Origin of the sequence: Streptomyces sp. NPDC058001, from assembly GCF_042886315.1 — a bacterium.
In the GTDB taxonomy this organism is placed as follows: domain Bacteria; phylum Actinomycetota; class Actinomycetes; order Streptomycetales; family Streptomycetaceae; genus Streptomyces.
In genome coordinates, this window is sequence record NZ_JBHVQT010000008.1 from 372,545 (window position 1) to 397,842 (window position 25,298).

Sequence of the window (25,298 nt, forward strand, 5' to 3'; positions counted from 1 at the left end):
GCCCTCCGGGTCACGTGACCACGGCAACCACAGCAACTCCCGCACCCCGGGCGCCCGTCGGCGTCCCCGCGTGCTCACCTCAGTCGTCACTCATCCTTTGGAGTCCCGCGATGGCCGCTCCCCAGTCCGACCCTTCCCTGCCGCCACTGCACACCGTCGCCGTCGTCGGCCTCGGCACCATGGGCACCGGTATCGCCGAGGTCCTGGCCCGCGCCGGACGGGAGGTCATAGGCATCGACGTCGACGCGACGGCCACCGCCCAGGCGACCGCCGCCCTGGAGACGTCGACCACGCGCGCGGTGCGCCGCGAACGCCTCACCGAAGGGGAACGCGGCGACACCCTGGCCCGTTTCCGTACCTTCACCGATCTGCGGGCCGCCGCCGACGCCGACCTCGTGATCGAGGTGGTCCCCGAGTCGTACGAGATCAAGCAGCAGGTCTTCCGCGCGCTCGACGACATCGTCCGCCCGGACACCATCCTCGCGACCGGCACCAACGCACTCTCCGTGACCCGGCTCGCCGCCGAATCCGCGCACCCGGAGCGCGTGCTCGGGCTGCACTTCTTCAACCCGGCGCCCGCGATGAAGCTCGTCGAGGTCGTGTCGTCGGTGCTGACCTCACCGGCCGCCGTCGCCGCGGTGACCGACCTGGCGATCGAACTCGGCAAGGAGCCCGTCGCGGTCGGCGACCGGCCCGGATTCGTCGCCGACGGACTCCTGTTCGGCTATCTGAACCAGGCCGCCGCGATGTACGAGGCGAGGTACGCGAGCCGCGAGGACATCGACGCGGCGATGAAACTGGGCTGCGGACTGCCGATGGGCCCGCTCGCCCTGCTCGACCTCATCGGCGTCGACACGGCCCGCACCGTCCTGGAGGCCATGTACACCGCCTCGCACGACCGTCTGCACGCCCCCGCGCCGATCCTCGGCCAGCTCAGCGAGGCCGGCCTGACGGGCCGCAAGGCGGGCCGCGGCTTCTACACGTACGAGGAGCCGGGCGGCGCCGTCATCGTGCCCGACGCGCTGACGCCCGGCGGCGACCCGACGGCCGGCGCGGGCCGCGAGGTGCGCTCGGTGGGAGTCGCCGGGTCCGGGACGATGGCGTCCGGCATCGCCGAGGTGTTCGCCAAGGCCGGATACGACGTGGTGCTCGCCGCCCGCAGCCCCGAGAAGGCGGAGGCCGCCAAGTCCCGTATCGCCAAGTCCCTTTCGCGCTCTGTCGACAAGGGCAGACTGACCGCGGAGGCGGCGACCGGCACCCTGGACCGGATCACGCCCGCCGGGTCGTACGACGGGTTCGCCGACGTCGACCTCGCGGTGGAGGCCGTCGCGGAGGACCTGGACGTCAAACAGCAGCTCTTCGCGGTCCTGGACAAGGTCTGCAAGCCCGGCGCGGTCCTCGCGACCACCACCTCGTCGCTGCCCGTGGTCGCCTGCGCCCGTGCCACCTCCCGCCCGCAGGACGTCATCGGGATGCACTTCTTCAACCCGGCGCCCGCGATGAAGCTCGTCGAGGTGGTGCGGACCGTGCTCACCGCCGACGAGGTGCACGCCACCGTCCGCGAGGTGTGCGCGACCATCCGCAAGCACCCGGTGGACTGCGGCGACCGCGCCGGGTTCATCGTCAACGCGCTGCTGTTCCCGTACCTCAACAACGCGATCAAGATGGTCCAGGAGCACTACGCGTCACTGGACGACATCGACGCCGCGATGAGGCTGGGCGGCGGCTATCCGATGGGCCCGTTCGAACTCCTGGACGTGGTCGGCCTCGATGTCTCGCTCGCCATCGAGAAGGTCCTGCACCGCGAGTTCCGCGACCCGGGACTCGCCCCCGCGCCGCTCCTGGAGCACCTGGTGGCCGCAGGCTGCCTCGGCCGCAAGACGGGCCGCGGCTTCCGCGAATACGCCCGGCGCTGAGCCCCTGTGCCCGACGCCGAGCCCCGTACCGGCCGCCGCCCCGAACGCGCGGGCTGGGGCGGCCTGCTGGACCCCGCCGACGGTCCGCCCGGCGACCTCGCCGGGAGCCCTCCCCCCGCGGTGCGCGGAGGGAGGACGGGAGGTGCACGTCCGTCGGATGCGATGCAGTACGTTCGGGGCATGTCCCAGTCCGAAGATCCAGGCCGACGCCCCACCCGTACAGCCGCCGTGTCCGACGCGCCGGAGAGCGCCGCGGGCAGCCGCGCCGCCGCCCAGCGGCTCAAGATGCGCAGGGAACTGGCGGCCGCGGCCATGGAACTGTTCGCGACCAAGGGGTACGAGGCGACGACGGTCGACGAGATCGCCGCGGCGGCGGGCGTCGCCCGGCGCACCTTCTTCCGGCACTTCCGCTCCAAGGAAGAGGCGATCTTCCCGGACCACGACGACACCCTGATCCGCGCGGAGGCCGTCCTCAACGCCGCCCCGCCGCACGAGCACCCGCTCGACACGGTGTGCCGCGGGATCAAGGAGGTCATGAAGATGTACGCGGCCTCGCCCGCCGTGTCCGTGGAGCGCTACCGCCTCACCCGCGAGGTGCCGACGCTGCGGGAGCGCGAGATCGCCTCGGTGGCCCGTTACGAGCGGCTGTTCACGCGGTATCTGCTGGGGCACTTCGACGAGCAGGCGCACCAGAGCGGCAATGACGACCCACTGCTCGCCGAGGTCGCCGCGTCCGCCGTGGTCACGGCCCACAACCACGTGCTGCGGCGCTGGCTGCGCGCGGGCGGCCAGGGCGATGTCGAGACGCAGCTCGACCACGCCTTCGCGATCGTCCGCCGGACCTTCGGCACCGGGATCGGCGCCGGACAGGCGACGCCGGCCGCGGCCACCACCCACGCGCGGGGCGATGTCCTGGTCACCGTCGCCCGGACGGACGTACCTCTGGACGAGGTCATGCGCACCATCGAGGACGCCCTGCGCGACCGCGGCTGACGGCCCCGGCACCTCCGCGTCACCCGCACCGGGTTCGTCCGGTCTGTTTTTGATCCGTTTTTCCGCCCGATCGGCCCCTTCTTGGGGCCTTTTGGCGTTTTCCGGGACCCCTACCTGATCGATCATCGCTCATTTGTGACGAGCAAATGACAAATGAGAGAAACTCTTGGCACGCAGTGTCTTGTCACCTGGCACGCAGTGTCATACGTTGAAGTGGTCCGGGCGGCCGGCGTGCAGGAAACTTCGTACGTCGGCTGTCCCCGCAAGTCACGGCCTGCGCGCCCGGACGCCTGCGTCACAGGCACCCTCTTCGCGCCACCAGCGCTGCCGCACAGCACCACCTGGCACCACCTCCGCCGAACCGACGGCACCACCCCACCGGACCAGCAGCAGCCCCCTCCCTCCCGCAGGGATCCCTCAGCGTCCCCTCTTGCCGGGGACGCGCTTCGCCGGAGGCACCACCGTGAAGGAAATCCTGGACGCGATCCAATCGCAGGACAGTACGGCCGCCGACTTCGCGGCACTCCCCCTCCCCGAGTCGTACCGCGCGGTCACCGTGCACAAGGACGAGACGGAGATGTTCGACGGGCTCAGCACCCGTGAGAAGGACCCCCGCAAGTCGCTCCACCTGGACGACGTCCCGGTGCCCGAGCTGGGTCCCGGCGAGGCCCTGGTCGCCGTCATGGCGTCCTCGGTCAACTACAACACCGTCTGGACCTCGATCTTCGAGCCGATGGCCACCTTCGGCTTCCTGGAGCGCTACGGCCGCCTCAGCGAGCTGACCAGGCGGCACGACCTGCCCTACCACGTCATCGGATCCGACCTGGCGGGCGTCGTCCTGCGCACCGGGCCCGGGGTCAACGCCTGGCAGCCCGGCGACGAGGTCGTCGCGCACTGCCTCTCGGTCGAGCTGGAGAGTTCCGACGGGCACAACGACACCATGCTCGACCCGGAGCAGCGGATCTGGGGCTTCGAGACCAACTTCGGCGGACTCGCCGAGATCGCGCTCGTGAAGTCCAACCAGTTGATGCCCAAGCCGGACCACCTCAGCTGGGAGGAGGCGGCGGCCCCCGGGCTCGTCAACTCCACGGCGTACCGCCAGCTCGTCTCGCGCAACGGCGCCGGTATGAAGCAGGGCGACAACGTCCTGATCTGGGGCGCGAGCGGCGGCCTCGGCTCGTACGCGACACAGTTCGCGCTGGCCGGCGGCGCCACGCCGATCTGTGTGGTGAGCAGCCCCGAGAAGGCGGACATCTGCCGGGCGATGGGCGCCGAGGCGATCATCGACCGGGCCGCCGAGGGCTACCGTTTCTGGGCGGACGAGCACCACCAGGACCCGCGCGAGTGGAAGCGGTTCGGCAAGCGGATCCGGGAGCTGACCGGCGGTGAGGACGTCGACATCGTCTTCGAGCACCCGGGCCGCGAGACCTTCGGCGCGAGCGTGTACGTGACCCGCAAGGGCGGCACCATCGTCACCTGCGCGTCCACATCGGGCTACACCCACGAGTACGACAACCGCTATCTGTGGATGTCGCTGAAGCGGATCATCGGCTCGCACTTCGCCAACTACCGCGAGGCGTGGGAGGCCAACCGCCTGGTCGCCAAGGGCAAGATCCACCCGACCCTCTCCAGGGTGTACGCCCTGGAGGACACCGGACAGGCCGCCTACGACGTGCTCCGCAATCTGCACCAGGGCAAGGTCGGCGTCCTCGCCCTCGCACCCCGCGAGGGCCTCGGCGTCCGCGACAAGGAGATGCGCGCGCGGCACCTCGACGCCATCAACCGCTTCCGCGACCTCTGAGAGGCGGTACCCCTCCATGACCGAGCGTCAGACGGAGCGACAGAAGGACCGGCCGTGGCTCATGCGGACGTACGCGGGGCACTCCACCGCCGACGCGTCCAACGAGTTGTACCGCCGCAACCTCGCCAAGGGCCAGACCGGTCTGTCGGTCGCCTTCGACCTGCCGACCCAGACCGGGTACGACCCCGACCACGTCCTCGCGCGCGGTGAGGTGGGCCGCGTCGGTGTGCCGGTGTCGCATCTCGGTGACATGCGCCGGCTGTTCCAGGACATCCCGCTGGAGCAGATGAACACCTCGATGACGATCAACGCGACCGCCATGTGGATGCTGGCCCTCTATCAGGTGGTCGCCGAGGAACAGGGCGCCGACATCACCCGGCTCCAGGGGACGACCCAGAACGACATCGTGAAGGAGTACCTCTCGCGCGGAACCCATGTGTTCCCGCCGGGACCGTCCTTGCGTCTGACGACGGACATGATCGCGTACACGGTCAAGCACATCCCCAAGTGGAACCCGATCAACATCTGTAGCTATCACCTCCAGGAGGCAGGGGCGACCCCGGTCCAGGAGATCGCGTACGCCATGTCCACCGCGATCGCCGTACTGGACGCGGTGCGGGACGGCGGTCAGGTGCCCCAGGAGAAGTTCGGCGAGGTCGTCGCGCGGATCTCCTTCTTCGTGAACGCGGGCGTCCGCTTCATCGAGGAGATGTGCAAGATGCGCGCGTTCGGCCGCATCTGGGACCAGGTCACGCGCGAGCGGTACGGCGTCATGGACCCCAAGCAGCGGCGTTTCCGGTACGGCGTCCAGGTCAACTCGCTGGGCCTGACCGAGGCGCAGCCCGAGAACAACGTGCAGCGCATCGTCCTGGAGATGCTCGCGGTGACGCTGTCGAAGGACGCACGCGCGCGTGCCGTGCAGTTGCCCGCGTGGAACGAGGCGCTGGGGCTGCCCCGGCCGTGGGACCAGCAGTGGTCGCTGCGGATCCAGCAGGTCCTCGCGCACGAGAGCGACCTCCTGGAGTACGAGGACATCTTCGACGGCTCCCGGGTCGTCGAGGCCAAGGTGGAGGCCCTGGTCACCGAATCCCTCGCGGAGATCGACCGCATCCAGCAGATGGGCGGCGCGATGGCCGCCGTCGAGTCGGGCTATCTCAAGTCGCGGCTGGTGTCCTCGCATGCCGAGCGACGGGCCCGGATCGAGGCGGGCGACGAGAAGATCGTCGGCGTCAACATCTTCGAGACCACCGAGCCCAACCCGCTCACGGCGGACCTCGGCACGGCGATCATGTCCGTGGACTCGGCGGTCGAGGACCAGGTGGTGAAGGCGCTGCGCGGCTGGCGCGACACGCGCTACCAGCCGCCGTTCAACCACCCGCGCCCCTGCAAGGCCCTGGAGCGGCTGAAGGCGGCGGCGGCCGGTACGGGGAACCTGATGGAGGCCACCCTGGAGTGCGCCCGCGCCGGTGTCACGACCGGCGAGTGGGCGGACGCCCTGCGGGAGGTGTTCGGCGAGTTCCGGGCCCCCACGGGCGTGTCGTCGGCGCCCGTCGCCGTGGCCGCGGAGGCGGGCACCCCGCTCGCCGCGGTCCGCGCCAAGGTCGAGCGGACCGCGGCCGACCTGGGCGCGGGCAAGCTGCGCCTGCTGGTCGGCAAGCCGGGCCTGGACGGGCACTCGAACGGCGCCGAGCAGATCGCCGTCCGCGCGCGGGACGCCGGGTTCGAGGTCGTCTACCAGGGCATCCGGCTGACGCCCGAACAGATCGTGTCGGCCGCGCTCGCCGAGGACGTGCACTGTGTGGGCCTGTCGATCCTGTCCGGGTCACACGCGGCGCTGGTGCCCGACGTCCTGGAGCGGCTGCGCGAGGCCGGCGCGTCCGACCTGCCGGTGATCGTCGGCGGGATCATCCCCCTCAACGACGCCGCCGACCTGAAGCGGGCGGGTGTGGCCGCCGTCTTCACTCCCAAGGACTTCGGCATCACGGAGATCATCGGTCGTATCGTCGACGAGATCCGAACAGCGAACAAGCTCGACCCACTGGAGGTTCCCGCATGACCGCGCCTGTCAACCGTCTGCGTCCGCGCCGCTCCTGTCTCGCGGTGCCGGGTTCCAACCCGCGCTTCCTGGAGAAGGCCCAGGGACTCGCCGCCGACCAGGTCTTCCTCGATCTGGAGGACGCGTGCGCACCGCTGGCAAAGCCGGACGCCCGGCACACGATCGTCAAGTTCCTCAATGAGGGTGACTGGACGGGCAAGACACGGGTGGTGCGCGTCAACGACTGGACGACGGAGTGGACGTATCGCGATGTCGTGACGGTGGTTGAGGGAGCCGGCCCGAACCTTGACTGCATCATGTTGCCGAAGGTGCAGGACGCCCAGCAGATCGTGGCCCTCGATCTGCTGTTGACGCAGATCGAGAAGACGATGGGCTTCGAGGTCGGCCGGATCGGTATTGAGGCGCAGATCGAGAACGCGAAGGGTCTGGTCAATGTTGACGAGATCGCCGCCGCGTCACCCCGTATCGAGACGATCATCTTCGGCCCGGCCGACTTCATGGCGTCGATCAACATGAAGTCGCTCGTCGTCGGTGAGCAGCCTCCCGGCTATCCGGCGGACGCGTACCACTACATCCTGATGCGCATCCTGATGGCCGCGCGCACGCACGACCTCCAGGCGATCGACGGTCCCTACCTCCAGATCAAGAACGTCGACGGTTTCCGTGAGGTCGCCGGGCGGGCCGCCGCGCTCGGCTACGACGGCAAGTGGGTCCTGCACCCGGGTCAGGTCGAGGCCGCCAACGAGGTGTTCTCGCCGTCCCAGGAGGACTACGACCACGCGGAACTCATCCTGGACGCGTACGCCTACTACACGTCCGAGGCGGGCGGCAGGAAGGGCTCGGCGATGCTCGGCGACGAGATGATCGACGAGGCGAGCCGGAAGATGGCGCTGGTCGTCTCCGGCAAGGGTCGCGCCGCGGGGATGCGGCGGACGACGGCGTTCGAGGCTCCGGAGGCGTAGGACATCATGCAGTTCGGCCGCACCTACGAAGAGTTCGAGATCGGCGCCGTCTACAAGCACTGGCCGGGAAAGACGGTCACCGAGTACGACGACCACCTCTTCTGTCTGCTCACGATGAACCACCACCCGCTCCACCTGGACAGCAACTACGCCGAGCGGACGACGGACTTCGGGCGCAACGTCGTCGTCGGGAACTACATCTACTCGCTGCTCCTGGGCATGTCCGTACCGGATGTGTCGGGCAAGGCGATCGCGAACCTGGAGATCGAGTCGCTGCGCCATGTCGCGCCGACCTTCCACGGCGACACGATCTACGGCGAGACCACGGTCCTCGACAAGACCCCGTCCCGCTCGAAGAGCGACCGCGGGATCGTGTACGTCGAGACCAAGGGCTACAAGCAGGACGGCACCCTCGTCTGTGTGTTCCGCCGCAAGGTGATGGTGCCCACCGAGACCTACGTCAAGGAGCGCGGCGGGGACCAGCCCGGCCGCCCGGAGCTGCGGGAAACCCCGAAGAAGCCGCAGGACCACAAGCCGCGGGACCAGAAGCCGCAGGAGAAGTGACGCCATGAGCCGACTCGCCCAGACCCATGGCCTCACCGAGGTCCAGCGGGAGATCCTGTCCACCGTCCGTGACTTCGTCGACAAGGAGATCCTCCCGGTCGCGACGGAGCTGGAGCACCGCGACGAGTACCCGCAGCAGATCGTCGACGGCCTCAAGGAGCTGGGCCTCTTCGGGCTGATGATCCCCGAGGAGTACGGCGGCCTGGGTGAGTCGCTGCTCACCTACGCGCTGTGCGTGGAGGAGATCGCGCGCGGCTGGATGTCGGTCTCCGGGATCATCAACACGCACTTCATCGTCGCGTACATGCTCAAGCAGCACGGCACGGAGGAACAGAAGGAGTACTTCCTGCCGCGGATGGCGGCCGGCGAGGTGCGTGGCGCGTTCTCGATGTCGGAGCCGGCGCTCGGCTCCGATGTGTCGGCGATCACCTCGAAGGCCGTGCGGGACGGCGACGAGTATGTGCTGACCGGTCAGAAGATGTGGCTGACGAACGGCGGCACGTCGACGCTGGTGGCCGTGCTGGTGCGCAGTGACGAAGGCCACCCCGAGGGCACGGCGCCGCACAGGTCGATGACGACGTTCCTGGTCGAGAAGGAGCCCGGCTTCGGCGAGGTGCGCCCGGGACTCACCATCCCCGGGAAGATCGACAAGATGGGGTACAAGGGCGTCGACACCACCGAGCTGATCATGGATGGCCTACGCATTCCGGCCAATCGTGTCCTCGGCGGAACGACCGGCCGGGGCTTCTATCAGATGATGGACGGGGTCGAGGTCGGCCGGGTGAACGTGGCCGCACGTGGCTGCGGTGTCGCACAGCGTGCCTTTGAGCTGGGTGTGTCGTATGCACAGCAGCGGCACACCTTCGGCAAGCAGATCGCCCAGCACCAGGCCATCCAGTTCAAGCTGGCCGAAATGGCTACCAAGGTCGAGGCGGCCCATGCGATGATGGTGAACGCGGCACGCAAAAAGGACTCCGGGGAACGAAACGACCTTGAAGCAGGGATGGCGAAGTACCTCGCATCCGAGTACTGCAAAGAGGTGGTGGAGGACGCCTTCCGGATCCACGGCGGCTACGGCTTCTCGAAGGAGTACGAGATCGAGCGCCTCTACCGAGAGGCACCGATGCTGCTCATCGGGGAAGGTACCGCCGAGATCCAGAAAATGATCATTGGGCGCAGGCTGCTTGAGGAGTATCGACTCCAGGTATAGATCCCCTGGTCGGGGTGTTTTCTTCGAGAAGAAGATCACACCCCGTCGGCACCCCTCAGCCGTCGACTCGGCTTCCTGGCTTGCCGAGTTGTGCCTCGCAACCGATACGATCGCCGGAAAGCCGCCGTCCCCCGTCCTAGCGCGGCCTCATCCGCTACGAAGGTCATCCATGCCCGACAGCCAAACCTCTGCATCTCGCGGCCGGGTCCGCATCGCGCGCGGAGCATCTCCCTGGCTCCTGCCGACCGTGGCCACCGCCGCCCTGAGCCTGGTCAGGTCCCGCCGCTCGCGCGGTGCGGCCGTCGTCGCCGTGCCCGCCACCGCGCTCGCGGCGGGCATGCTGTGGTTCTTCCGCGACCCCGAGCGCCAGATCTCCCAGGGCCGGGTCATCTCGCCGGCCGACGGTGTGGTGCAGAGCATCATGCCGTGGAAGGACGGACGCACCCGCGTCGCGATCTTCATGAGCCCGCTGAACGTCCATGTGAACCGCGCCCCGCTCTCCGGTGAGGTCACCTCGGTCGAACACATCCCCGGCGGGTTCGTACCGGCATTCAACAAGGAGAGCGAGAACAACGAACGTGTCGTCTGGCACTTCGACACCGAACTCGGCGACATCGAGATGGTGCAGATCGCGGGAGCGGTCGCGCGCCGGATCGTGCCGTACGTTCCGCAGGGCACCAAGGTGGAGCAGGGTGACCGGATCGGTCTGATCCGCTTCGGCTCGCGCGTCGACATCTACCTCCCCGAAGGTGTGGACGTCGCGGTCGAGGTCGGCCAGAAGACCGTGGCTGGGGTGACTCGCATTGACCGTGATTGATCCGGAAACACAGGCCGGCTGGGTGCCGGAGGCGGACGAGGCCGACGACGACGCGGAGGAGATGCCCCTCTCACTGCGGCTGTCGATAGCGGACACCCTGACGCTCGGCAACGCCACCTGCGGCTTCATGGCGGTGTACTTCACCACCACCGGCATTCTGATCCCGCACCTCACCGGTAGCGACGAGTCCGGGATGGCCCGGCACTCCGCCGCGACCGCCGTGATCCTGATGCTCTGCGCCGCGGTCTTCGACCTCTTCGACGGACTCGTGGCCCGCAAGCTGCGGTCCTCCCCGATGGGCGCCGAGCTGGACAACCTGTCCGACCTCATCAGCTTCGGTCTGGCGCCCGCGTACTTCGTCCTTGTCTACGGGATGGTCGCGGACGACGCGTACCAGAAAGTGGCCGCGGTCGGAGCGATCGTGGTGTTGCTGGCGGTGGTTCTGCGGCTCGCGCGGTTCTCGTGCGTGGCCGTGAAGGACGGCATGTTCCAGGGCATGCCGAGCCCCTTCGGCGCGCTGACCGTCGTATCGATCGTGCTGCTGGAACTGCCGTTCGTGGCGACGCTGCTCGCGATCGTCGGGACCGCATGGCTGATGGTGAGCCGGGTCGAGTACCCGAAGCCTCGGGGGCGGCTCGCGGTGGCGATGCTGTCGTGGATCGTGCTCAGCATGGGGCTGCTGGCGGCGTGGGCGTTCGACGCGCCGGGCGGTCAGCTGCTGCTCCAGACGGGCTGCGCCCTGCAACTCGTCCTCGGCGCCGTCATCCCGCTCTTCGCGACGGCCCGCCGGGTGAACAACTTCCGCGACAACCGCCGAGAGGCCCGCGCGTGCCCTGACGGGCGGTAGACGGAACCTGTACGGGACCGGGTGGGTCCAAGCCTTCGAAGGCTTGGACCCACCCGGTCCCGTTTTCCGTTGGGGGAGAACTCAGATCAGGAAGTCCCTGGCGATGCGTTCCGCCACCTGTTCCAGGATGGGCCCCGCGTCGGCGATGCAGCGGGAGACGTCCGGCTCCACGTCCGTGAGGGCGTAGGCGCGGCGGATGCCGGCCCGGCCGAGCGCTTCCGGTGCCAGGGCGAGTCGGCCGCAGACGGCGACGACCTCCTTGCCGCCGGCGCGGGCAGCAGCGGCCACCCCGGCGGGAGCCTTCCCGTGCAGGGTCTGCTCGTCCAGCGACCCCTCACCGGTGATCACCAGCGAGGCCCGTTCCAGCGCGGGCCCGAACCCGAGCACATCGAGCATCACCTCGATACCGGGCCGGAACCGCGCCCCGAGCCCCACCAGCGCCCCGTACCCGATGCCGCCCGCGGCCCCGGCGCCCGGCGCCTGCGCGCACTCCGCCGCCCGGGAGCCGACCGACTTCTCCAGGACCCGCGCGAAATGCGCGAGCGCCGCGTCCAGCGCCGCCACGTCGTCCGGCGTCGCGCCCTTCTGCGGCCCGTACACCGCGGGCGCGCCCTTGGGCCCGGTCAGCGGATTGTCGACGTCGCTCGCGAGCACCAGGTCGACGTCGGCGAAGCGCGGGTCGACGCCCGACAGGTCGGCGGCGACGAGGGTGCTCAGCGGACCGCCGCCGGGCGCCACGGGCGCACCGTCCGCGTCGAGGAACCGTGCCCCCAGCGCGGCGAGCATGCCCGCACCGCCGTCCGTCGTGGCGCTGCCGCCGACGCCGAACACGATCGTGCGGGCACCGGCGTCGAGCACGGACCGCAGCAGTTCTCCGGACCCGTACGTCGTGGCCGTGAGCGGCGCGAACTCGCCCTCGGGCAGGAGTTGCAGTCCGGACGCCTCGGCCATCTCCACAACCGCCGTGTCACCGCGCAGCGCGTACGCCGCCGTGACCTCGGTGCCGAGCGGCCCCACGACCCGTACCTCGCGGCGCTCGAATCCGGCCGCGACCGCCGCGGCTACCGTGCCGTCGCCGCCGTCGGCCACCGGAAGGGCCTCCACGCGCGCGTGCGGCGCGACACGGAGCAGTCCGGCCGTGACCCGCTCGGCGACCTGCACCGCCGTGAGCGACCCCTTGAACTTGTCCGCGGCGATGAGCACATGGTCCGCCGACCGCGTCACCCCCGCCGTCGCCACCGTCGCCGACGTGTCCGTCACCGAAGCGTCCGCCACCTTGGATTCCCCTTGCTTCCGGGCCTTGCTCGCGTCAAGGCAGTCGCGCCGCTGCGACCTTAACCGGAGGAAGGGGCCCCTGCCCACCATGGACGGCGAAATGATCGATCAAACCGGGCCGGTCGGACCGGGACGGACCCGGTCGGTCGGCGGTCGAGTCCCGTGCCGCGACCAGCACGGTTGATCACCCCGGACCCTGGTTACGCTTCCCCCCGTGACCACCCAGGACTTCGCCACGTACATCGCCGGACTCCCCCGCGTCCTCGTGGGGGCCGCCGCCCTCTTCCGGGACGACGAGGGGCGCGTGCTGCTCGTCGAGCCCAACTACCGTGACGGCTGGACGTTGCCCGGCGGCACCGTCGAGTCGGACGCCGGGGAGACCCCGCGGCAGGGCGCGCGCCGCGAGACCGCCGAGGAGATCGGTCTGGACGTCCCGCCGGGACGGCTCCTGGCGGTGGACTGGGTGCAGGCGACGGGCATTCCGCCGCTGGTGGCGTATCTGTACGACGGCGGGGTCCTCGGCGCCGACCAGCTGAAGTCGATCCGGTTGCAGGAGGAGGAGTTGCTGTCCTGGCGCCTCGTACCCCGGGACGGTCTCACGGACCTGCTGCCGGGCGTCCTCGGCCGCCGGGTGCTGGCCGCGCTCGACGTCCTGGACTCCGGCGCCGGCACGCTGGAGCTGGAGAACGGCGAACCCGTGCATTGACGATCATTGATCACCATGAACCACTGTTGATCACCGTGGACAACCATGGACCGGCCATGCGGAACGCAGGGTTCGACTTCCTCGACTTCCCTGCCCGTGCACACCGTTGATCGGCACAATGACCCTGTGCCGCACTACGAGTACATGGAATTCACCCTGGAGGACGGTTCGCAGGTCCGGCTGGAGCTGGCGCCCGCGGGCGCGGCCGAGGCCGCCGCCGGGCCGGAGGGAGCAGCGCCCGATCTGCCGGGCGGGGTCGGCGGGGTCGCCCCGGTCGGGCGCGGCACCGGGGTCGGCGCGCGGATCGGCACGCAGGCCACGGACGCCCTGCGGACCGTGCTCAGCCCGCTGGGACCGGTGCTCCAGCATGTCCACGACGCGATCAGCGGCATCCCCGATCCACCGGACGAGATCTCCGTCGACTTCGGGATACAGATAGGTCAGGACCTCAAGCTCGGCATAGTCGGCGCGGGCGGACAGGCCAGCCTGTCCCTCTCGGCGACCTGGCAACTCCCCCGCCGGAGCTGACCGGTGACCTGGTTCAAGGCGTCCTGCGACGACGGCTCCGCCGACGCCCGTGGCGCGCTGGTAAGGGTCCTCGCCACGGATCTGCGCCGGACGGCCGGCGCGGGCGTCTGCCTCACCGGGCGCCGCCTCCTCACCTGCGCCCATGTCGTCAACGCTGCCCTGGGCCAGCCGATGCTCAGCCCCCACGACCCCGGCCCGGTGTCGCTCACCGTGTCCTTCCCGGCGCTGAACGGTGCCCCCGCGCGCGGTGCCCGCCTCGCGGCCTGGGTGCCGCCCCGGTCCGTGCTGCACCAGGGCCCGGTCGGTGACGACGCCCTGGAGTGGGCCGGCGACCTCGCCGTACTGGAACTCGAAGAGGAGCCCCCGCCGCCGGTGACGCCCGTCCGGTGGCTCGCGATGCGGACGGGGCAGGAGGTGCGGGCCTGGTACGGGGGCGGGCAGGCGTTCTCGTACGCGGATGTGCGGGTCGGGCCCTGCGACGACCGGATCGGCTATCTCGACGGCCAGTTGTCGGGCGCCGCGGTCGACGACGGGTACAGCGGCGGACCGTTGTGGTCGCTCACCGACTCGGCCGCCGTGGGCCTGGTGATGGGCAGGATCACCGCGCCCGACGCGGCGTTCTCGGCGCAGCACACCCTGCGCCGCAGTTGGGGCATCGCCTGGCAGCAGGTGCGCCGGGAGTTGGAGCATGTGGGGGCCGCGCCGGACGCGTACCCGCCGGACGCACGGGCGGCGGCGGGCGGGCCGGGCGGGGACGAGTCGATACGGGACATGATGATCGGGCCGTTACAGGCGCTGCTCGGCGATCCGACCGTACGGGGAGCGCACGCCACCGCGCTCGCCGCCGAACTCGCTCTGCGGACCCCGGCCGACGGGACCGCGCCGACCGTCGAGGAACTGGCGCGGCTGCTGTGCACGACGGAACGCGCGCTGCCGTCCCTCGCGGAGTCCCTGGCGCCCACCGTGACCGGCGAGCCGAGGGCCCGTACCGAACTCGACCGGCTGCTCGCCCTGGGCCGTCTCACCACCGCGGCCCGGCTCCTCTCGGTCGCCGAACACCGCGTCCTGCTCGGCAAGTTGGAGCACCTCACACGGCAGGATCCAGGGCTGCTGCCGCGGGCGGCGACCGCCGCGCTGCCCTATGTCGACCTGCCCGGCTCGCTCCAGGCGGCACGCCTCGCCCCGGAGGCCGTGCCCGGTGTGCTGCGGGAGTTGGAGAACTGGCACGGCGACGGCTCGCCCGTACCGAACGAGACACCGCGGCTGCCCGCGCTGCTGCGGGTCGCCGAGTACGTCGCCGCCGAGACCGAGGGCTATGCCGCGCAGGCGCTCCAGGAGTGGAGCGGCCGGGTCGCGGCCCGCCTCGGGATCCACGCGTCGGCGCTGGGCGAGCGGCGCGCGGACGCCACCCGCTGGTCCGCCCGCGCCACCACGGCCGGGGTACGGGTCCTGGTGGACATCGGCCGGTACGCCAAGGACCCCGCCGACCGGTACCGCTGCTCGGTGTGGCGGGTGCGCGCCGACGGCACCGCGGCGCGCACGTCAGCCGATCCCGAACGGCCGCGTACGGGACCGGAGATCGCCCAGCTGGTCCGGGACATCGCCGGCAGCACCGAGGGCGCCGGTGACCAAGTGGCCCTGGTCGCCGTGTCGGTGAGCCCGGACGCGCTGGACCTGCCGGTGGACGAGTGGGACGGCGCGAGCGCCGACGAGTATCTGCCCGCCGCTCCGCTGGGTGAGGACTTCCATCTGGTGCTGCGCTGCCCGGACATCCGTCGCCGCTCCCGTGGGGTCGCGGGCGATCTGAAGCGGCGCTGGAACGCCCGGCAGCAGAGCGACACGCTCGTCGCCGACGAGCGCATCGGTGACGAGATGGAGCTGATCCGGCTGCTGAAGACAACCCATCGGGGTACCGCGCGCGTCATCGTGCACGGGACACCCGCGCGCCGGGCCCAGTTGCTGCGTTTCTGCCTGGCCATGGGCGTCCCGATCGTGCTGTGGGACCGTGCGGCTCGCGGTCCCGCCGACGCCGTGCAGCTCGACACCACAGGGCCGGACGGTCCGGTGGACGAACTACCCGAGCGCGTACGCCACTTCCGGGTGCGTGCCTACATGGATCAGGCGCTGCCCGCACGTCCCGCGCTGGTGTGGGAGGACGCGGAACTGCCGCTGCCCGACGCGCTGAGTCTCGCCGACCCCTCGGAAGAAACGGAGCAGGCGATATGACGGAGAACGACGGGTGGCGGCTGTTCCGGGGTGACCGCACGGTCCGCCGGGTGGACTTCCCCGCGGCGCCGCCCTGGCGGCAGTTCGGCGGCCCGGGGCCCGATCGGCGCGCCCGGCATCGCCCGTATCTGATCGGCCGCACGGAGGCCGACGTGGTGAGCGCCGCGCTGCATCTGCGGCGCCCGCTGCTGGTCACCGGGCATCCCGGCACCGGCAAGTCGTCGCTCGCGCACGCCATCGCGGACGAACTCGCGCTCGGCCCCGCCCTCCAGTGGCCCGTCAACAGCCGCTCGGTCCTCAAGGACGCGCTGTACGGGTACGACGCGATCGGCCGGCTCCGCGAGACGCATCTGCTGAAGGAGCGGGGCGGCCCGGAACCCGACATCGGGACCTTCGTACGGCTCGGTCCGCTGGGCACCGCGCTGGTGCCGCGCGACCGGCCCCGGATGCTGCTGGTCGACGAGTTGGACAAGGGCGATGTGGACCTGCCGAACGACCTGCTGACGGTCTTCGAGGACGGCGAGTTCGAGATCCCGGAGCTGTCCCGGCTGCCGGACACCCAGGCGGAGGTGTCCGTGCTGACCCATGGCACGGACGGCGAACGGGTGACGGTGACACGGGGTCTGGTGCGCTGCCGTGAGTTCCCCGTGGTGGTCATCACCAGCAACGGCGAGCGGGACTTCCCGCCGGCGTTCCTGCGCCGCTGTGTGCGCCTGGATCTGCCGGACCCGGACGAGGAGCGGCTGCGGGACATCGTCGCGGCGCACCTCGGCGAGGAGGCGCTGAGCGGTGTGGACGATCTGCTGTACGCGTTCCTGAACCGCCGTGCGCCGGGCGAGCTGGCCACGGACCAGTTGCTGAACGCGGTGTTCCTGCGCAAGGGCGGGATGAACCTGGACGCCGAGGGTCTGCTGGACGCCGTGCTGCACCGGCTCGGCGGAGCGGTCTAGCGGTGCCGCCGCCCGCCGAACCTTCGCCGCTGGCGACCCTGGGGTCGTTGCTCGGCCAGGAGTTGTCCGTCCACGAGCTGCTCGACACGCTGTGGCTCGCGGCCCGGCTGCCGCGCAGTCAGGACGCGCCGCTGGTGGGCGCCCTCGCGCCGGACTCCGAGCACCGGCCAGGTACGGCGCGGCGCGGCGGCCGTGACCTGCCGCCGGACGGCGGCCCCGGCGCGGGCGACGACACCGAGCAGGCCGGGCGGGTACCGGACCAGCCGCCGCCGCCCGCCCAGCTCATGGGTGCGCTGCACGCTGCCGCAGCGGCCCGTAGCGCACCGGAGTTCGCGGATCCGGCCGGGCCGTTACGCCGTCGGCCGGCCGGTGGCGCGCTGCCCGTGCGGGTCCCCGAGGAGAAGGCGCTCGGCGCGGACGAACTGCGGCTGAGCCGGGCGCTTCGGGTGCTGAAACAGCCTCATCCGGGCCAGGAGCGGCGGGAGTTCGACGAGGAGGCCACCGCGACGGCGATGGCCGAGACCGGGCTGCCCGATGTGGTGCTGCGTCCCGCGCGGCAGCGCTGGCTCGATCTGACGCTGCTCATCGACGACGGCATCTCGATGCTGCTGTGGCGCCGTCTCGCGACCGAGTTGCGGGCGGTCCTGGAACGGCTCGGCGCGTTCCGGGACATCCGGGTGCACGGCCTCGACACCCGGTCGGCGGGCGCGCCCAGGCTGCGGGTGCGGCCGTTCGACCCGATGGCTCCGCTTCTGTCGCCCGCGTCGGTCGCCGACCCGTCCGGGCGGACGCTGGTGCTGGTGATCAGTGACGGGGTCGGTGTGTGCTGGCGGGACGGGCGGATGCACACGGCCCTGGAGCGCTGGGCGCGGCAGGGCCCGGCGGCGGTGCTGCACGCGCTGCCCGCGCACATGTGGGCGAGTTCCGGGATCCGTTCGGAGCCGTGGCTGGTCACCACGCGGCGGCGCGGCGCGGCCAACGACACCTGGGAGGTGGCCGATCCGCTGCTGCCGCCGGGCCTCGGCGAGGGGTTCCCCGGGGTGCCGGTGCCGGTACTCGAACCGTATCCCCCGGCGGTCGCGGCCTGGGCGCGTCTGGTGGCATCGCCCGGTGCCAGTACCGAACTGCCGCTGCTCACGCCTCCGGACGCCCGCACCCCGAGGCGCCGGGCCGAGACGCGGGGGCCGAACGCGCCGGACGCGGTGCTGCGGTTCCGGGACGCGGCGTCCCCGCAGGCGTACCGGCTGGCCGCGCATCTCGCCGCCGTGTCCCCGCTGACGGTGCCGGTGATGCGGCTGGTGCAGGCCGCGGTGCCGTGGCGCGCCGACACCGCGCATCTCGCGGAGGTGTTCCTCGGCGGGCTGATGCGGCAGGTGGACACGGCGGACGCCCGACTGCCCGCGCAGCACCGGCGGTTCGGCTTCCCCGAGGACGCGCAGGAGATCCTCCTCGACACGGCGACACCGATCGATCTGCTGCGCACCACACGGGCGGTCACCGAGCGGCTGAGCACCCTGGTGGGTCGCTCACCCGACTTCCCGGCCTGGCTGGCGCATCCGTCCGGCACGGGTGAACTGATGCCGGGGACACGGCCGTTCGCCTGGCTGGAGGACCGGCTCCTGACGCATCTCGGTGCCCGGCCGATGGTGTCGGTGCCGCCGCCGCAGCAGCCCGTCGAGTACGAGGGTGTGCTGCTGCCGTCCGGTCTGGACACGGCGCCCTCGTGGCTTCCGGTGCGGCTCCAGGACCTGCACACCGTGGGCCCGTACACGCTGACCATGCGCGACGGCACCCGCGGCAAGCCCGTCGCGTACATCGGTGAGGACCCGGAGGGGCAGCGGGTGCTGCTGCGCGTCGCGCACTCGTGGGACTCGCCGATGGCGCGGGAACTGCTCGACGTGGAGCGGCGCGCGCTGCGGCGCATGGACGGCGTGTGCGCGCCGGCCGTGGTCGGCAGCGATCTGGAGGGCGGCACGCCGTGGATCGCGCTGCGTCTGGACACCCTCGGCAACGGGCTGCCCGCGCCAACGCTGCGGTCGGTCCTGGAGGTCGCGGGGCCGCTGCACGCGTCGCCGCTGCTGACCTGGCTGGGCTGGAGCCTGGCGCGCGCGGTCGGCCGGTGTCACCGCAAGGGCATCGTGCACGGTTCGCTGACGCCGGGCGCGGTCCTGGTGACGGAGTCGGCGCTGCATGTCATCAGCTGGACGTCGGCCCGTATCGACGGCGCGTCGAGCGCGTCCCCGCTGTCCATGCCGACCCACTCCCCCTACCGGGCGCCGGAGGTGACGCCGTGGGGCGAGTCGCGGATCGCGGCGGGCGATGTGTACGCGCTCGGCGTGATGCTGCTGCACGCCGCGACGGGACGGCACTGGCGGTGGTACGAGCGGGACGCCCTGGAGCGCGTCGCCGAGCTGGGGTCTCTCGACGGGAACGTGCGGGAGCTGCTGCTGCGCTGCATCGACCAGGAGCCCGAGGCGCGGCCGACGGCCCGGGAGGTGATGGAGGGGTTCGGCGCGCTGCTGCCGGGCGCGATGGAGTGGGAGGACGCCCAGGACGACGCCCGGGGCGACGCGCCGGTCACGGACGTGGAGGAGACGCCCGAGCAGGACGTACGGCGCGACCGGTGGATCCGTACGATCCGGGCGCCCATGGAACGGCCGCTGCGGATCGCGCTGGTCGGGGTGAAGGACCGGGCCGGGTGCACCACGACGACGATGGTGCTCGGTGCGGTTCTCGCCGAGCAGCGGCAGGAGAGGGTCCTCGCCGTCGACACGGACCGGCATGTCGGCAGCCATGTCCATATCGGCCGCCGGGTCTACCGGGACACTCCGGCGCGGCTCTCCGATCTGGCGCGGTCGGTCGACGAGGTGGGTCGGTTCGAGGATCTGCGGCTGTTCCTGTCGGAGCACCGCTCGGGTCTGATGGTCCTGTCCAACGACTCGGTGTCGCATCCGCCGACGGCCGGGCAGTTCGCGGACGCCGAGTACGACCGGGTGGTGGCGGTGACCCGGCCGTACTTCGATCTCACGCTCACCGACACGGACAAGTTCCCCGCGGCCGTACTGGAGTCGGCCGACCGGGCCGTCATCGTGTCCCGCGCGGATCCCGCCGGGGTGACGCAGGCGCAGCAGGCGATGGACCGGCTTGTCGCGCTGGATCTGCCGGGCCTGGTCACGGAGTCCGTGGTCGTCCTCAACCACAGCCGTCCGGCGGCGGGTTGGTCCCTTGACCACGGGAGTATCCGGGGGTTGAGTTCGCGGTGCCGGGGGGTGGTGACGGTGCCCCGGGACAGCCATCTCCACATGGGCAGCACGGTGGAGCTGTCCTGGCTCGCGCCGGAGACGTATCAGGCGTATCTGCGGCTGGGGGCGATGCTGCTGGGGCCGCGAACGGATCCGGTCTGACCCGACTTGACCCGACCTGACCCGGCCGGGGCACGTCCCCCGCCGGAATACGGTCGCCGCGCGCGCGGGTACCGGCCTACCCTCGGCCCCATGGACAAGCCACTCGTCGCGATCCTCAGCGGCGCCGGTATCTCCACGGACTCCGGCATCCCCGACTACCGTGGGCCGAACGGGCTGTGGCGACGTGATCCCGAGGCCGAGAAGCTCGTGACGTACGCGTACTACATGGGTGATCCGGAGATCCGCCGGCGGTCCTGGCGGATGCGGCGGGGCAACCGCACGCTCCAGGCCGAGCCGAACACCGCGCACCACGCCGTGGCCGAGCTGGAGCGCTCCGGGGTTCCGGTGCGGGTGATCACGCAGAACGTCGACGGGCTGCACCAGCGCGCCGGGTTCTCCGCGCGCAAGGTCGTCGAACTGCACGGCAGCGCGCGGTCGGTGGTCTGCGTGGAGTGCGGTGACCGGGGGCCGATGGAGGACGCGCTCGCGCGGGTCGAGGCCGGTGAGGAGGACCCGCCGTGTCTGGCGTGCGGCGGGATCCTCAAGTCGGCGACGGTCATGTTCGGCGAACAGCTCGACCCGGCTGTCCTGGGCGAGGCCCTCGGCATCACCAAGGCGTGCCAGGTGTTCCTCGCGGTCGGCACCAGCCTTCAGGTGCAGCCCGCCGCCGGGCTCGCGGGCCTCGCGGCGGAGCACGGCGCCCGTCTGGTCATCGTCAACGCCGAGCCGACGCCGTACGACGCCGTGGCCGACGAGGTCGTACGGGAGCCGATCGGGACGGCGCTGCCGAGGCTGCTGCGGGAGCTGGCGGCGTAGCGCCACCTCGGTCGGCGACGGTCTTCCACCGGTCACGGGTCAGAACAGGGCGGTGCCGCGTTCGAAGTCCAGCAGGCGCCGCTTGCGGGGCAGCCCGCCGCCGTAGCCGGTAAGGCTGCCGTCGGAGCCGATCACGCGGTGGCAGGGGACGATCACACTGATCGGGTTCTTGCCGTTGGCGAGCCCGACCGCGCGGGACGCGCCGGGCTTGCCGAGTGCCTGCGCGAGATCGCCGTAGGTACGGGTCTCGCCGTACGGGATGGCCAGGAGCTGTTCCCAGACGGACTGCTGGAACGGGGTGCCGTGCAGGCGCATCGGCACGTCGAACTCGGTGCGGTCGCCGGCGAAGTAGGCGTCGAGCTGTCGTACGGTCTCGGCGAACGGCTCCGGGTCACGGTCGCCGAAGGACTCCTCCGGTGGCCGGTGACGTTGATCGACCATGTAGAGACCGCACAGGACGCCGTCGTCGGCGACGAGCGTGAGGAGTCCATAGGGACTGTCGATGACCATGTGCTGCTTCATAGTTGATTGGTTCATGGTTGATTGCTCCACGATGTACGGGTCGCATTGAAGATGTATGGACCACGTTGAACTGGTCCATGTCGCGGTGAAATGGTCTATGCGGGCATGACGTTGATCGGGTGGTCGTCGGTGGCCCACAGGTACTGGACCGCGTAGGCCCGCCAGGGGCGCCAGGACGCGGCGCGCGCGGTGAGCGCGGCGGGCGTGGACGGGAGCCCCAGGTGTTCGGCGGCGCGGCGGACCCCGAGGTCGGTGGCGAGGAACGCGTCGGGGTCGCCGAGCGCCCGCATCGCGATGACCTCGACGGTCCACGGTCCGAAGCCGGGCAGCCCGGTCAGACGGGCGCGGGCGTCGTTCCAGTCGGATTCGGCGCCGAGCCGCAGGCTGCCGTCGGCGAGCTGTGCCACCAGCGTGGTGAGGGTGGTGCGGCGGCTGCGCGGCAGGGCGAGCGCCTCGGGGTCGAGCGCGGCCAGCGCGTCGGGGGCCGGGAAGAGGTGGGTGAGGCCGCCCTCGGGGTCCTCGACGGGTTGCCCGTGGGCGGTGACGAGACGTCCGGCGTGGGTACGGGCGGCGGCCGTGGAGACCTGCTGCCCGAGCACGGCCCGTACGGCGAACTCGGCCTCGTCGACGGTGCGCGGCACCCGGCGGCCGGGGGCCTTGTCCACGAGGGGTGCGAGCAGCGGGTCGGTGCGGAGCCGGTCGTCCACGGCGACCGGGTCCGCGTCCAGGTCGAGCATCCGGCGGCAGCGGCTGATGGCGACGGTCAGGTCCCGCATGTCGGTGAGCGTGAGCCGGCACGCGATGTGGTCGGGGGTCGGGGCGAGGGCGACGACGCCGTGTCCGTACGAGAGACGGAGGGTGCGCCGGTACGCGCCGTCGCGCCACTCCTCGACACCGGGTACCGCGGTCGCCACGAGGTGCCCGAAGAGGTTGTCCGGGGTGAGGGGGGCGCGGAACGGCAGGCGCAGGGAGAGGGCGCCCGATACGGGGGCCGGCCTCGGGGCACGGGTGCGCAGGGCACGGGCGCGCAGGTCGGTCGGGGACAGCGCGAAGACCTCGCGCACGGTGTCGTTGAACGTACGGATCGAGGCGAAACCGGCGGCGAAGGTGATCTCCGCCATGGTCAGCGCGGTCGTCTCGATGAGCAGCCGCGCGGTCTGGGCGCGCTGGGCACGGGCGAGGGCGAGCGGCCCGGCACCCACCTCGGCCAGGAGCTGGCGCTCGATCTGCCGGGTGCTGTAGCCGAGTTGCGCGGCGAGACCGGGCACGCCCTCGCGGTCGACCAGTCCGTCACCGATGAGCCGCATGGCGCGGGCCACGAGGTCGGCACGCAGGTTCCACTCGGGTGAGCCGGGGCTCGTGTCGGGCCGGCACCGCTTGCAGGCCCGGAACCCGGCCTGCTGACAGGCGGCGGCGCTCGGATAGAACGTCATGTTCTCCGCCTTGGGCGGCACCACGGGACAGCTCGGACGGCAGTAGATCCGCGTGGTCAGAACAGCGGTGTAGAACCACCCGTCGAACCGCGCGTCCTTGGACTGCACGGCCCGCACACAGTGCTCGGTATCGATGTACATCCCGCTTCGCATGCCTCAAGCATCAACGATCCCCCCGTCCGTGGCTGGCAAATTTCCGACATCGAGGTCGCTGTGCCAGGGCCTTCGGACCGGTCAGAACTCCTCCGCCACCGCTGCCGCGAACGCCTCGTACGCTCGCTCGTCGAAGAGGACGAAGCGGACCTCCTCGATCGAGGGGGGTGTGGAGGTGCGGACGGTGTGGATCGCGGTGCGGGCGCCGTCGGTCATGGGCCAGCCGTAGATTCCGGTGGAGATGGCGGGGAACGCGACGGTGCGGGCGTTCAGGTCGGCGGCGGCGCGCAGTGACGCGCGGTAGCAGGAGGCGAGCAGGGCGGAGCGGTCGTCGGTGGACGACCAGACCGGGCCGACGGTGTGGACGACATGGCCGGCGGGCAGCAGGCCCGCCGTGGTGGCGACCGCCTGTCCGGTCGGCAGGCCCTTGCCGTAGTGGCCGGCCCGCAGCGCGCGGCAGGCGGCGAGGATCGCCGGGCCGCCGCGCCGGTGGATGGCGCCGTCCACGCCTCCGCCGCCGAGCAGCGAGGAGTTCGCGGCGTTGACGACGACGTCGACCGCCTGCTCGGTGATGTCGCCCTGGACGAGGGTGATGACGGTCATGTCGTCATCGTACGAGGGGACCGGTCAGGCACTCCGGCGAAGGTGGCGCCAGACCGCCTTGGCCGCGTTGTGGCCGGACATGCCGTGCACGCCGGGGCCCGGTGGGGTCGCGGACGAGCAGAGGAAGACCGCCGGGTGCGGGGTGGTGTACGGGGACAGCGTGACGCGGGGCCGGAGCAGGAGTTGCAGGCCGTCCGCGGCGCCGCAGGCGATGTCGCCGCCCACGTAGTTCGCGTTGTGCGCGGCGAGTTGGGGCGGGCCCGCGGTGGCGCGGGCGAGGACGCGGTCCCGGAAGCCGGGCGCGAACCGCTCGATCTGCCGCTCGATGGCGTCGGTGAGATCGCCGTCCCAGCCGTTGGGCACATGGCCGTAGGCCCAGAAGACGTGCTTGCCCTCGGGCGCCCGTGACGGGTCGGCGACGCTGGGCTGGACGGTGATGAGGAACGGTGTCTCGGGCGCGCGGCCCTCGCGGGACGCGGCACGCAGCGCGGCGCCGATCTCGCGGCTGCTCGCACCGATCTGGACGGTGCCCGCGCGGCGCGCCTCGGCGGCGGTCCACGGCACCGGGCCGTCCAGGGCGTAGTCGACCTTGAAGACGCTCGCGCCGTAGCGGTACCGCTCGTAGTACCGCCCCAGGCCCGCGATCCGGGCGAGCGCGGCGGGTGAGGTGTCGAAGACATAGGCGCGCGCGGGCGGGAGGTCGTCGAGCCGCTTCACCTCGTAGTCCGTGTGCACGAGGCCGCCGAGGTCCTTCAGATACGCGGTGAGGGCGTCGGAGATGGACTGGGAGCCGCCCCGGGCGACGGGCCAGCCGGCGGCGTGCGCGGCGAGCGCGAAGACCAGGCCGACGCCGCCGGTGGCGAAGCCGTCGAGCGGGGCGATGACATGGGCGACGAGCCCGGCGAAGAGGGCCTTCGCGCGGTCGTCGTGGAAGCGCCGGGTCAGCCAGGTCGACGGCGGCAGGCCGACGAGTCCGAAGCGGGCGAGGGTGACGGGGTCCCGGGGCAGCGCGGTCAGCGGGAGCGACATGAAGTCGCGCAGGAGCGTGTCCCAGCGGCCCGTGAAGGGGGCGACCAGTCGGCGGTACGCGCCCGCGTCGCGCGGTCCCAGCGAGGCGGCCGTCTCACCGACGGACCGCGACAGGACGGCCGCCGTGCCGTCGGGGAAGGGGTGCGCCATGGGCAGGCCGGCGTGCAGCCACTGAAGTCCGTACCGCTCCAGCGGCATCGCCGTGAACGCGGGTGAGGTGATGCCCAGCGGATGCGCGGCGGAGCACGGGTCGTGCCGGAACCCGGGCAGGGTGAGTTCTTCGGTGCGGGCGCCGCCGCCCACGGTGGCCCTGGCCTCGAACACGGCGACGGAGAAGCCCCGGCGGGCCAGTTCGACGGCAGCGGTCAGTCCGTTCGGTCCCGCACCCACGACGACCGCATCGAGCATCGACGGCACCTTCGGACTCCTTTGTCAGCCGATGGCCAGTGGGCCCAGGATATGCCGCGCCGTCCGGGCCCTCGGGCGG

Annotated in this window: 20 protein-coding genes; 15 read left to right on the top strand and 5 right to left on the bottom strand. The window is 71.4% G+C overall.

Features of this window, described 5'->3' with window-relative positions; all coding sequences use genetic code 11:
• The first annotated feature begins 110 nt into the window (after positions 1-110).
• The 9 genes from ACFVT5_RS22005 (at position 111) to pssA (ending at position 11,166) form a co-directional block, all read left to right on the top strand.
• The gene (locus ACFVT5_RS22005; RefSeq protein WP_389890347.1) at positions 111-1,916 is read left to right on the top strand and encodes a 3-hydroxyacyl-CoA dehydrogenase family protein; all 1,806 of its coding nucleotides are present in this window, start codon (positions 111-113) and stop codon (positions 1,914-1,916) included.
• Between the two features lie 162 nt (positions 1,917-2,078).
• Positions 2,079-2,909: a TetR family transcriptional regulator gene (locus ACFVT5_RS22010; RefSeq protein ID WP_389890350.1), complete on the top strand. Its 831-nt coding sequence runs from the start codon at positions 2,079-2,081 to the stop codon at positions 2,907-2,909.
• A 463-nt stretch (positions 2,910-3,372) separates the two neighbouring features.
• On the top strand, positions 3,373-4,710 hold the full coding sequence (gene ccrA, locus ACFVT5_RS22015; RefSeq protein WP_389890739.1) for a crotonyl-CoA carboxylase/reductase: 1,338 nt from the start codon (positions 3,373-3,375) through the stop codon (positions 4,708-4,710).
• 16 nt (positions 4,711-4,726) lie between these two features.
• The gene (locus ACFVT5_RS22020) at positions 4,727-6,766 is read left to right on the top strand and encodes a protein meaA (RefSeq protein ID WP_389890353.1); all 2,040 of its coding nucleotides are present in this window, start codon (positions 4,727-4,729) and stop codon (positions 6,764-6,766) included.
• Positions 6,763-7,728, top strand: coding sequence for an HpcH/HpaI aldolase/citrate lyase family protein (locus ACFVT5_RS22025; protein ID WP_389890356.1), 966 nt, complete (start codon positions 6,763-6,765; stop codon positions 7,726-7,728). The genes ACFVT5_RS22020 and ACFVT5_RS22025 overlap by 4 nt, the downstream gene beginning before the upstream one ends.
• 6 nt (positions 7,729-7,734) lie before the next feature.
• Complete coding sequence (locus tag ACFVT5_RS22030; protein ID WP_389890359.1) at positions 7,735-8,292, top strand: MaoC family dehydratase; 558 nt, start codon at positions 7,735-7,737, stop codon at positions 8,290-8,292.
• Positions 8,293-8,296: 4 nt separating this feature from the next.
• Positions 8,297-9,502 carry an acyl-CoA dehydrogenase family protein gene (locus tag ACFVT5_RS22035; protein ID WP_389890362.1) on the top strand — a complete coding sequence of 402 codons (1,206 nt, stop codon included), beginning with the start codon at positions 8,297-8,299 and terminating at the stop codon, positions 9,500-9,502.
• Between the two features lie 169 nt (positions 9,503-9,671).
• The gene (locus tag ACFVT5_RS22040; protein ID WP_389890365.1) at positions 9,672-10,319 is read left to right on the top strand and encodes a phosphatidylserine decarboxylase; all 648 of its coding nucleotides are present in this window, start codon (positions 9,672-9,674) and stop codon (positions 10,317-10,319) included.
• A gap of 22 nt (positions 10,320-10,341) precedes the next feature.
• Positions 10,342-11,166 carry a CDP-diacylglycerol--serine O-phosphatidyltransferase gene (gene pssA, locus ACFVT5_RS22045; RefSeq protein ID WP_389890742.1) on the top strand — a complete coding sequence of 275 codons (825 nt, stop codon included), beginning with the start codon at positions 10,342-10,344 and terminating at the stop codon, positions 11,164-11,166.
• A gap of 81 nt (positions 11,167-11,247) precedes the next feature.
• On the opposite strand, the gene ACFVT5_RS22050 is transcribed toward pssA, so the two are convergent.
• The gene (locus tag ACFVT5_RS22050) at positions 11,248-12,441 is read right to left on the bottom strand and encodes a glycerate kinase (protein ID WP_389890367.1); all 1,194 of its coding nucleotides are present in this window, start codon (positions 12,439-12,441) and stop codon (positions 11,248-11,250) included.
• A gap of 214 nt (positions 12,442-12,655) precedes the next feature.
• Between ACFVT5_RS22050 and ACFVT5_RS22055 the strand changes: the two genes are divergently transcribed.
• The 6 genes from ACFVT5_RS22055 to ACFVT5_RS22080 all read left to right on the top strand — a co-directional run bounded on the left by ACFVT5_RS22055 (position 12,656) and on the right by ACFVT5_RS22080 (position 21,071).
• A complete protein-coding gene (locus ACFVT5_RS22055) occupies positions 12,656-13,147 on the top strand; it encodes an NUDIX domain-containing protein (RefSeq protein ID WP_389890370.1) in 492 nt (163 codons plus the stop codon).
• A gap of 126 nt (positions 13,148-13,273) precedes the next feature.
• A complete protein-coding gene (locus ACFVT5_RS22060) occupies positions 13,274-13,675 on the top strand; it encodes a CU044_2847 family protein (protein ID WP_389890374.1) in 402 nt (133 codons plus the stop codon).
• Between the two features lie 3 nt (positions 13,676-13,678).
• The gene (locus ACFVT5_RS22065; protein WP_389890377.1) at positions 13,679-15,901 is read left to right on the top strand and encodes a trypsin-like peptidase domain-containing protein; all 2,223 of its coding nucleotides are present in this window, start codon (positions 13,679-13,681) and stop codon (positions 15,899-15,901) included.
• Positions 15,898-16,851, top strand: a complete 954-nt coding sequence (locus tag ACFVT5_RS22070) for an AAA family ATPase (RefSeq protein ID WP_389890380.1) — start codon at positions 15,898-15,900, stop codon at positions 16,849-16,851. The genes ACFVT5_RS22065 and ACFVT5_RS22070 overlap by 4 nt, the downstream gene beginning before the upstream one ends.
• 2 nt (positions 16,852-16,853) lie before the next feature.
• Positions 16,854-20,255, top strand: a complete 3,402-nt coding sequence (locus tag ACFVT5_RS22075; RefSeq protein ID WP_389890383.1) for an SAV_2336 N-terminal domain-related protein — start codon at positions 16,854-16,856, stop codon at positions 20,253-20,255.
• Positions 20,256-20,345: 90 nt separating this feature from the next.
• Positions 20,346-21,071 carry an NAD-dependent deacetylase gene (locus ACFVT5_RS22080; protein ID WP_389890386.1) on the top strand — a complete coding sequence of 242 codons (726 nt, stop codon included), beginning with the start codon at positions 20,346-20,348 and terminating at the stop codon, positions 21,069-21,071.
• A 39-nt stretch (positions 21,072-21,110) separates the two neighbouring features.
• On the opposite strand, the gene ACFVT5_RS22085 is transcribed toward ACFVT5_RS22080, so the two are convergent.
• From ACFVT5_RS22085 to ACFVT5_RS22100, 4 genes are all read right to left on the bottom strand, one after another.
• Positions 21,111-21,593 carry a methylated-DNA--[protein]-cysteine S-methyltransferase gene (locus ACFVT5_RS22085; protein WP_389890745.1) on the bottom strand — a complete coding sequence of 161 codons (483 nt, stop codon included), beginning with the start codon at positions 21,591-21,593 and terminating at the stop codon, positions 21,111-21,113.
• A gap of 95 nt (positions 21,594-21,688) precedes the next feature.
• Positions 21,689-23,167 carry an AlkA N-terminal domain-containing protein gene (locus ACFVT5_RS22090; protein WP_389890748.1) on the bottom strand — a complete coding sequence of 493 codons (1,479 nt, stop codon included), beginning with the start codon at positions 23,165-23,167 and terminating at the stop codon, positions 21,689-21,691.
• A gap of 93 nt (positions 23,168-23,260) precedes the next feature.
• Positions 23,261-23,782, bottom strand: a complete 522-nt coding sequence (locus ACFVT5_RS22095; protein WP_389890389.1) for an O-acetyl-ADP-ribose deacetylase — start codon at positions 23,780-23,782, stop codon at positions 23,261-23,263.
• Between the two features lie 24 nt (positions 23,783-23,806).
• Complete coding sequence (locus tag ACFVT5_RS22100; protein ID WP_389890392.1) at positions 23,807-25,228, bottom strand: phytoene desaturase family protein; 1,422 nt, start codon at positions 25,226-25,228, stop codon at positions 23,807-23,809.
• Positions 25,229-25,298 lie beyond the last annotated feature (70 nt).

Excerpts from the sequence above, each read along its gene's own strand:
- ACFVT5_RS22095 (WP_389890389.1), bottom strand. The coding sequence starts at position 23,782 with ATGACCGTCATCACCCTCGTCCAGGGCGACATCACCGAGCAGGCGGTC.
- ACFVT5_RS22085 (WP_389890745.1), bottom strand. The coding sequence starts at position 21,593 with ATGAAGCAGCACATGGTCATCGACAGTCCCTATGGACTCCTCACGCTC.
- ACFVT5_RS22080 (WP_389890386.1), top strand. The coding sequence starts at position 20,346 with ATGGACAAGCCACTCGTCGCGATCCTCAGCGGCGCCGGTATCTCCACG.
- ACFVT5_RS22070 (WP_389890380.1), top strand. The coding sequence starts at position 15,898 with ATGACGGAGAACGACGGGTGGCGGCTGTTCCGGGGTGACCGCACGGTC.
- ACFVT5_RS22040 (WP_389890365.1), top strand. The coding sequence starts at position 9,672 with ATGCCCGACAGCCAAACCTCTGCATCTCGCGGCCGGGTCCGCATCGCG.
- ACFVT5_RS22030 (WP_389890359.1), top strand. The coding sequence starts at position 7,735 with ATGCAGTTCGGCCGCACCTACGAAGAGTTCGAGATCGGCGCCGTCTAC.
- ACFVT5_RS22090 (WP_389890748.1), bottom strand. The coding sequence starts at position 23,167 with ATGTACATCGATACCGAGCACTGTGTGCGGGCCGTGCAGTCCAAGGAC.
- ACFVT5_RS22025 (WP_389890356.1), top strand. The coding sequence starts at position 6,763 with ATGACCGCGCCTGTCAACCGTCTGCGTCCGCGCCGCTCCTGTCTCGCG.
- ACFVT5_RS22020 (WP_389890353.1), top strand. The coding sequence starts at position 4,727 with ATGACCGAGCGTCAGACGGAGCGACAGAAGGACCGGCCGTGGCTCATG.
- ACFVT5_RS22005 (WP_389890347.1), top strand. The coding sequence starts at position 111 with ATGGCCGCTCCCCAGTCCGACCCTTCCCTGCCGCCACTGCACACCGTC.
- ACFVT5_RS22035 (WP_389890362.1), top strand. The coding sequence starts at position 8,297 with ATGAGCCGACTCGCCCAGACCCATGGCCTCACCGAGGTCCAGCGGGAG.
- ACFVT5_RS22010 (WP_389890350.1), top strand. The coding sequence starts at position 2,079 with ATGCAGTACGTTCGGGGCATGTCCCAGTCCGAAGATCCAGGCCGACGC.